1 protein-coding gene is annotated in these 202 nt (G+C 66.8%); it reads left to right on the top strand.

From position 1 onward, the window contains the following. Nucleotides 1–202, top strand: a 202-nt coding sequence (locus FJ658_RS14985) for a PIN domain-containing protein (protein ID WP_255447762.1), incomplete at both ends; no start/stop codon positions are given.

Here is a 202-nt window from a genome sequence, read left to right as displayed (position 1 = left end):
GTTCGCCGAGCACTCCGTCGTGCTCCCCGTGGTCGTGGTGACCGAACTCGAGGCCAAGCGCCACGATCCCGAGATCGGCTACTTCGCACGCCAATCCCTGCGGATCCTCGACGACCTGCGGGTCGAGCACGAGCGGCTCGACTTCCCGATCGTGGTGGGCGACAACGGCGGCACGCTGCGTGTCGAGCTCAACCACTCGAAC

This window comes from Schumannella sp. 10F1B-5-1, from assembly GCF_006517535.1.
Taxonomy (GTDB): Bacteria; Actinomycetota; Actinomycetes; order Actinomycetales; family Microbacteriaceae; genus Schumannella.
The sequence above is the reverse complement of the archived record's forward strand: the minus strand, read 5'-3'. Positions and strand labels throughout refer to the sequence as shown.